The sequence below is a fragment of the Streptomyces sp. ActVer genome (genome assembly GCF_027270795.1).
Lineage (GTDB): Bacteria > Actinomycetota > Actinomycetes > Streptomycetales > Streptomycetaceae > Streptomyces > Streptomyces umbrinus_A.
Map to the genome: position 1 here is coordinate 1 of NZ_JAPWHT010000812.1, position 2089 is coordinate 2089.

2 pseudogenes are annotated in these 2089 nt (G+C 66.2%); one reads left to right on the forward strand and one right to left on the reverse strand.

The features are described from left to right. Window positions 1-1169 precede the first annotated feature (1169 nt). Window positions 1170-1877 (forward strand): annotated as a pseudogene (locus O3Q52_RS52335) (cytochrome P450); the annotation flags it as partial. Window positions 1878-1897: 20 nt separating this feature from the next. Here the strand turns inward: O3Q52_RS52335 and O3Q52_RS52340 are convergent. Next, window positions 1898-2089: pseudogene (locus O3Q52_RS52340) on the reverse strand (gfo/Idh/MocA family oxidoreductase); the annotation flags it as partial.

Sequence of the window (2089 nt, forward strand, 5' to 3'; positions counted from 1 at the left end):
CAACCACTACATGGAATCCACGAAACCCCAGGTCACAACCATAATCTGAGATCTCTATCGAACCCGGGGCGGTTCACATCGCCCGTGCGCTTGGCCTTGGCGAGCGCTTCATCCTCAGTTACAGCCGTTCCAGCCTCGGCACCCTCTGCAGCCGATGCCTTACTGGTCGGTACCTGACTGCGGGCAGCTCCCGCCGCATTCACAGGAGCTAGAACACACAACGCCACCACGCCGGATAACGCCACTGCGGTGACGCGCAGCCGTCTGCCCACAGGCATGACACACCCTCCCCACAGAGCCTCCCCAGACTCTGCCTGAATGTAATTGATCTCGCACGGATCGTGAAGCTCAAGGTAAAGGTGTGTTCACGTGCGGTCTAGACCGCACCGGATGGACATTTGCGTCCCGCTCGATGCATACAGTGCGATAGAACGCGTGACCTGCGACACACTCGCCTCAATACCTCCCCCAGGGCGGGTGGTCTCTGCGCCTTTGGAGTGACCCGCACCCCGGGGCTACGACCGGATCGCCCATCGGACGGTCCGAGCCGTGCCTTCGGCGCGAAACAGACGCATATGCACTTTCTCCGGGACCGGTCCGCGTGCCGATATCGGGGGAAGCGGACTGGCGTCAGGGCCTGCGAACCGATTCCGTTTCGCTGGTCTGTCTCGCGGGTCCTGCGGGGTCGCGGACCGCCGTCCGGTCGCCGCGGCCTTCTCCGCAGCGGCCCGCTCCGACGGTCCCCAGGCCTCCTTCGCGGTGGCCATCCCGAACAGTCTGATCGGACGGACGACCACATAGAAGCCCGCTGGTTCTGTCCAGCTGAACGATTCGGCGAGCAGTACCGCGAGGAACTGTGCGAACACGGCGGGCGCTGCATTCTGGTGCTCCAGGGGGTGCCGGACGTGCGGGTGTTGCTATTGAAGAGTTCCGCGAACCAGGCCGCCTGCGTACCCGTCAGGGCGGCGTGGATCCGGCTGATGGCGACTAGAGCGAGCCCGCGGTCGTCCGAGTCGCGACAGTCCGCGACCGCCCTCGCCGGGCGACTCCCGCAGTGCAGGCAGCCGCATGATCAGCCCGTCCGCCACCTCCACGTTCAACATGCGCCGGCGGGCGAGACTCCGATCCTCGTTCCCAACGGCAACGGGTGTACTCCGATTGGCTCGCAGCGTCCTGCGGGTGTCACGGAAGCCGAACAAGTAGCAGCAGCCCAGGACGTCGTAGCAATGCAACACACCCTCGACGCCTTCATCCGAGCCCGTAAAGCGACCCCCCGGAACGACCTCTGCACAGACCTGATCACCTCCCTCACGCCGCGCCCCTCACCCACAGCCGACCTGACACTCGACCAACGCCACGAACTGGTGGCCCACCTGCAGAACTTCCTCCTGGCGGGCCACCTCACCACCACAGCCCTGATCGGCACGACGGTCCTGCACCTCCTCCGCCACCCGCCCCAGTGGAACCTCCTCTGCGCAGAGCCGGACCGCATCCCCGCGGCAATTGAGGAGGCGGCCCGCTACGACACGGCACTACAGGGCTTCCGTCGAATCACCACCCGCGCGATCACCCTCGCAGGCACAGAACTCCCCACCGGATCAACGGTGTTCGTGGCATTCGGCGCGGCCAACCGAGACGGATCCCGCCACCCCCGCCCGGACGAGTTCGACATCACCCGCACCCCGGGCCGCCACCTGGCATTCGGCCTGGGCGTGCACACCTGCCCAGGATCCCAACCGGCAAGAGAGCAACTCCGCCTCACCCTGGAACAGTTGACGACCCGCTTCCCCACCCTCCGCCTGGCGGACGACCACCCGGTCACAATGCGCCCGACCCTGATCCACCGCTCATCCCAGACCCTGCACGTCACTTGGTGAGGTAGGCCGGACCGACGACCTCAGACATCCAACAGATCCCGCACCCGAACAGGCAGCCCGGTCACGAACGACTCATTGGCGGCCAGCCCGGTAACCAACGACTTGGCCCCGTCAACCGCGTCGGCAGCCCGCCCCAGGGCATCCCCACCGGACCGGGACCCGAACAGATCGGCCAGCATCCGCACATCCCCACCCCCATGCCCACCCTCGGC